Source organism: Streptomyces sp. B1I3, from assembly GCF_030816615.1.
Taxonomy (GTDB): domain Bacteria; phylum Actinomycetota; class Actinomycetes; order Streptomycetales; family Streptomycetaceae; genus Streptomyces.
In genome coordinates, this window is sequence record NZ_JAUSYD010000001.1 from 1,003,401 (window position 1) to 1,009,024 (window position 5,624).

Genomic DNA, 5,624 nt, shown 5'->3' on the forward strand with positions numbered 1-5,624 from the left:
CGGTCCCGCCGGATGCGACACCGTCCGGCGGGACACGCTCATGTCCCGACCTGCCCGAACTCTTCCCACCTGCCCCTGCCCGGACAGGCTCGCGGCCCCCGGCCTCCCCACCGGGACACACGCGTGCCCCCGCGTTCGGACACACCACCGGGTCACCACCGGGTGCGCGCACCAGCCGTCCACGAACGCCACCGCCGTGCAAGCGTCCTCATCACTGGAGCCGACATGCCACGCCGCCACTGGACCGGGCAGCTTCTGCTGGCCCTCCTGCTGACCACCCTCGCCCCGTTGCCCGCCGCCGCGGCCCGGTCCTCGGCGGCGGACCCACCCGCGACCCGGGGCACGGTGCCCGCCGCTGCGGCGGCCCCCTCGTCCGTCCCCCTCCCCTCGCTCCACGCGACCACCACCCAGGTGGCCTCCGGACTCAGGCGACCCACCGCCGTCATCGCTCCCGACGACGGCACGGACCGGTTGTTCATCACCGAGAAGTCCGGCACCGTACGCGTCTACCACCCGGGCACGGGCCTGGCCCGGGACCCGCTCCTCGACATCACGTCGGCCGTGGACGAATCCGGCAACGAACGTGGCCTGCTCGGCATCGCCGTCCCACCCGACTTCGCCGACAGCCATCACCTGTACCTGGCGTACACCACCCTTCCCGACAGCGCGGTCACGCTCGCCCGCTACCGGCTCGACGAGTCCCGTCTGGAGCCCCTGCTGTCCCAGCCGCATGCCGAGTACAGCAACCACAACGGCGGTCAACTCGCCTTCGGCCCCGACGGCGACCTGTACTGGAGCATCGGTGACGGCGGTGGCTCCGGGGACCCCTTCCGCTCCGGCCAGCGGCTGGACACCCTTCTGGGCAAGGTCATGCGCATCGACGTGAGCCACGGCTGCGGCCCGCTCCCCTACTGCGTCCCCGACGACAACCCCTTCGTCGGAACCCCCGGCGCCCGGGGGGAGATATGGCTGTACGGCTTGCGCAATCCGTGGCGGTTCTCCTTCGACAGCTCCGACGGCTCGATGTGGATCGGCGACGTGGGCCAGGGCCGGTGGGAGGAGATCGACCACCTGCCGTCCGGGCAAGGAGGGCTGAACCTCGGCTGGTCCTGCTACGAGGGCCTGGAGCGGTTCGAGGGCGGCGACTGCGGGTCCGCGGAGTCCTACACCGAGCCGGTCTTCACCTACTCCCCGTACACCGGCGGCTGCTCGGTCATCGGCGGTCACGTCTACCGGGGCCGGCAGTACGCCGACCTCCTGGGCGGCACGTACATCGCCACCGACTACTGCTCGTCCACGGTGTGGGCGCTGCGCCCCGACGGCCAAGGCGGTTACGCCCAGGCCGAGATCGGTGAGATGCCCACCCAGGTGACGTCCATCGGCACGACCGCCGACGGTGAGTTCTACGTGGTCAACGACCTGCCCGGCGGCCTGCACCGCGTGTCCTTCGCACGGGAGGAGCCCACCTGCCGGGTGGACCGCACGGTGCAGGCCTGGGGCACCGGAACGACGGTCGACCTCACGGTCACCAACACGGGCAGCACCCCCGTGAACGGCTGGAGGCTGGAGTTCCCGCTGGCCCTCGGGCAGACCGTCATCTCCGACTGGAACACCGACCTCACCCAGGGCAGCAACACGATCACCGCCGCCAACGCCTCGCACAACGCCTCGATCGCTCCCGGCGCGAGCGTCTCCCTCGGCTACCTCGCCGGTCACACCGGCGACGCGTCGTCGCCACCACGGTTCACGCTCAACGGGGACGCCTGCGCCGTCGGCCGCTGAGCCTCCTCCACCGACGCGGCCTCCGCCCCCCTGGGCCGGAACGATCCGCCGCGCCGCTGCAGGCACACCCACCCACCGCCTGGCACCCCGCCCCGCCTTCGCCCCCGTCCCCGCCCCGGCCCGCACGAGCCGCGCACCTTCGCCCCCGTCCCCGCCCCGGCCCGCACGAGCCGCGCACCTCGGCCCCCGTCCCCGCCCCGGCCCGCACGAGCCGCGCACCTCCGCCCCCGTCCCCGCCCCGGCCCGCACGAGCCGCGCACCTCCGCCCCCGTCCCCGCCCCGGCCCGCACGAGCCGCGCACCTCCGCCCCCGTCCCCGCCCCGGCCCGCACGAGCCGCGCACCTTCGCCCCCGTCCCCGCCCCGGCCCGCACGAGCCGCGCACCTCCGCCCCGCCCCTGCCGGCGTCCCACCCACGGCTCACGGCGTGCCGCCCGCCCCCGCCGGTACGTCGCACCGTCCCTACGCGATTCACCGTCCGCCGCCCACCCCACGGAAAGACGATCCGTTGCGCCTGCCAGCCTTCTCACAGCCGCCCCGTACACCCCTCCCGCCCCCTTCTCCGCGCAGTGCCCACCGTCCCCGTCGCTCCCGGTGGGGTGCCGTCATCGTCGGTGTGGCCGCACTGCTCGCCGCCGTCCTCACACCCCTCGCCGCCACGCCGGCCGAGGCCGCCCCGGCGTTCGCCTACGGCGAGGCGCTGCAGAAGTCGCTCTTCTTCTACGAGGCCCAGCGCTCCGGCCGTCTGCCCGACGGCAACCGCGTCTCCTGGCGGGGCGACTCGGGACTGGACGACGGCAAGGACGTCGGCCTGGACCTGACCGGCGGCTGGTACGACGCCGGCGACCACGTCAAGTTCGGCCTGCCCATGGCGTACAGCGCCACCGTCCTGGCCTGGGGCGGCATCGAGCAGAAGGCCGCGTACGCCGCGTCAGGGCAGCTGAAGTACCTCAAGGACAGTCTGCGCTTCGTCAACGACTACTTCGTCAAGGCACACCCCTCCCCGAACGTGCTGTACGGGCAGGTGGGCAACGGCGCCGACGACCACAAGTGGTGGGGCCCGGCCGAGGTGATGCCGATGGCCCGGCCCGCCTACCGGATCGACGCCTCCTGTCCCGGCACCGACCTCGCCGGGCAGACGGCCGCCGCGATGGCCGCCTCCTCGATGCTGTTCACCGACGACGACCCGGCGTACGCGGCGAAACTGGTCACCCACGCGAAGCAGCTGTACGCCTTCGCCGACACCTACCGAGGCAAGTACAGCGACTGCATCACCGACGCGAAGTCGTACTACAACTCCTGGAGCGGCTACCAGGACGAGCTGGTGTGGGGGGCGATCTGGCTCTATCAGGCCACCGGTGACGCCGCCTACCTGACCAAGGCCGAGGGCTACTACGACGGTCTCTCCACCGAGCCGCAGACCACCACCCGCTCCTACCGGTGGACACTCTCCTGGGACGACACCTCCTACGGCTCCTACGTCCTCCTCGCCAAGGCCACCGGCAAGCAGAGGTACGTCGACGACACCAACCGGTGGCTGGACTGGTGGACGTCCGGGGTGAACGGCGCGAAGGTCCGTTACTCCCCCGGCGGCGAGGCCGTGCTGGACTCGTGGGGTTCACTGCGTTACGCGGCCAACACCGCGTTCGCCGCGCTCTCGTACAGCGACTGGCTGACCGGCGACGCGCCCCGCAAGGCGCGCTACCACGACTTCGCGGTGCGCCAGATCGACTACGCGCTCGGCGACAACCCGCGCAGGGCGAGCTATGTCGTCGGCTTCGGCGCCAACCCTCCCACCAAGCCGCACCACCGCACCTCGCACGGTTCGTGGACCGACCAGATCACCAGCCCCGCCGAAAGCCGCCACACCCTCTACGGCGCCCTCGTCGGCGGACCGGGCGCACCCGACGACGCCTACAGCGACGAGCGGCAGAACTACACCGACAACGAGGTGGCCACGGACTACAACGCGGCCTTCACCGGTGCCCTCGCCCGCCTCTACGCCGAGTACGGCGGTGCCCCGCTCACCGCGTTCCCGCCGGCCGACGGGCCGGACGGGCCGCAGGTGCTGGCGCAGGCGTCGGTGAACGCCTCCGGGGCGCACTTCACCGAGATCAAGGCGTACCTGGTGAACAAGTCCGCCTGGCCGGCGCGACCGCTGGCGAAGGCTGCACTGCGGTACTACTTCACGCTGGAACCAGGAGTCTCACCGACCGACATCACGGTCACCACCAACTACAACCAGTGCGGCACGGCGAGTGGCCCCACGCGGTACGAGGGCGACGTGTACTTCGTGAGCGTCGACTGCTCGAACACGGTCATCGCTCCGGCCGGGCAGTCGGCGTACCGCAAGGAGGTCCAGTTCCGCATCGCCTCCTCGGGCGCCTGGGACCCGTCCGACGACTGGTCCGTCCAGGGCCTGCCCACCACGCCGGGCGCCACCCCGGCGGACGCGCCGAACATGGTGCTGCTGGACGGGGGTGTACGTCAGTGGGGAGCGGTGCCGGACGGATCCGATCCGACACCCACACCCACTCCTACACCCACACCTACTCCTACGCCGACTCCCACCCCCACCCCGACACCGACCCCGACCCCCACCCCGGGCGTCGCGTGTGCCGTCACCTACAAGGTCAGCTCCTCCTGGGGCGGCGGCTTCACCGCCGACGTCACCGTCCGTGACACCGGAACCACCGCTGTGGACGGCTGGCGCCTCGTCTGGAAGTTCGCCGGCGCCGAGAAGGTGACCAGCGCCTGGAACGCGACGGCCACCCAGGCCGGCGCGGTCGTGACCGCCACCGACGGCGGTCACAACAAGGTGATCCCACCGGGCGGTTCGGCGTCCTTCGGGTTCCAGGGCTCCGGCACGCCCGGTGCCGCCCCCGCGGGCTTCGCCCTGAACGGCGTTTCCTGCGCCTGACGGACGCGCCGTGGGCGGTCGGGAGGCGTTACGCGCACGACTGTCTCCCGACCGCCCCTCGTTCTCCTTCAGGTCGGCCGCAGAAACGCTGGTCCGACCAGGCGACGTCTGAGCCGTAGGTGCCGATATCCGCAGCCTGTCATCCCCCGGCGGTGTCGCTGGCCGTCTCGGCCGTCGCCCCTGATCCGGCCGACGGCGAACCGGTGCGGGCCGGGCCTCCCTGCGACTCCTCCACCGCAGGTGCCGCTTCCCGCGGCGCCGCTTCCCGCAGCACCTCCGCGAGCCCGTCGGTGGTCACCACCATGCTGACCGGGGCTGAACTGTTGAGACACAGGCTGTGGCCAGGAGGGATCCGGCCGATCAGGTCCGCGGTCGGCAGCCGTTCGAACCCCAGCCGTCCCGCGGCCTGGAGGTAGCGGGGGGATGTGTAGACCGGGACCACCGCCGTGCCGTCGGGCGCCGACGCGCTCACCGGTTCGCCGTCCGCCGTGACCAGTACCGCGACCACTGCCCTGGCCAGGGCGGCGGTGACACTTTCAGCCGGGCCGTATCCGGTGGTGGCGAGCTGGACGGCGCGGTCCACGTCGTCGGCGGGCTCGGGCCACCCCATCGCCTCGGGTGACGGCCTGTAGTCCTCGTTGTCCTGCCACTCGACGATGGTGCCCTCGGAGTCGGAGCGCCACTGACCGACCACGGCCCACGAGGGCGGCGGGCCCTCACCCTGCCATGCGGGATCGTTCAGGTGGAGCCAGTGGTCGGGAGCCGTTCTTGCGGCCCGGACGAACTCCTCGGGAGGCGCGGGGTCCACGGGGGCTGCGGCGGTCTCGGCGCCGGAGTCGCTCATCTTTTTCCTCGCTTGCAGGGGTGCGTGTGTCGGTTTCGGGGCACTCGGCCGTTGGTGCTACAGGGGTACCCGGTGCGGAT

3 protein-coding genes are annotated in these 5,624 nt (G+C 72.2%); 2 read left to right on the forward strand and 1 reads right to left on the reverse strand.

Annotation, left to right across the window (positions count from 1 at the left end):
- The first annotated feature begins 225 nt into the window (after nucleotides 1-225).
- Both QFZ58_RS04925 and QFZ58_RS04930 read left to right on the forward strand, forming a co-directional pair.
- A complete protein-coding gene (locus tag QFZ58_RS04925; protein WP_307123661.1) occupies nucleotides 226-1,782 on the forward strand; it encodes a PQQ-dependent sugar dehydrogenase in 1,557 nt (518 codons plus the stop codon).
- 614 nt (nucleotides 1,783-2,396) lie between these two features.
- On the forward strand, nucleotides 2,397-4,700 hold the full coding sequence (locus QFZ58_RS04930) for a glycoside hydrolase family 9 protein (protein WP_307123662.1): 2,304 nt from the start codon (nucleotides 2,397-2,399) through the stop codon (nucleotides 4,698-4,700).
- A 139-nt stretch (nucleotides 4,701-4,839) separates the two neighbouring features.
- Here the strand turns inward: QFZ58_RS04930 and QFZ58_RS04935 are convergent, their stop codons facing one another.
- Entirely contained in the window at nucleotides 4,840-5,544 is a 705-nt protein-coding gene (locus QFZ58_RS04935; protein WP_307123663.1) for a type VII secretion system-associated protein, read from the reverse strand.
- Nucleotides 5,545-5,624 lie beyond the last annotated feature (80 nt).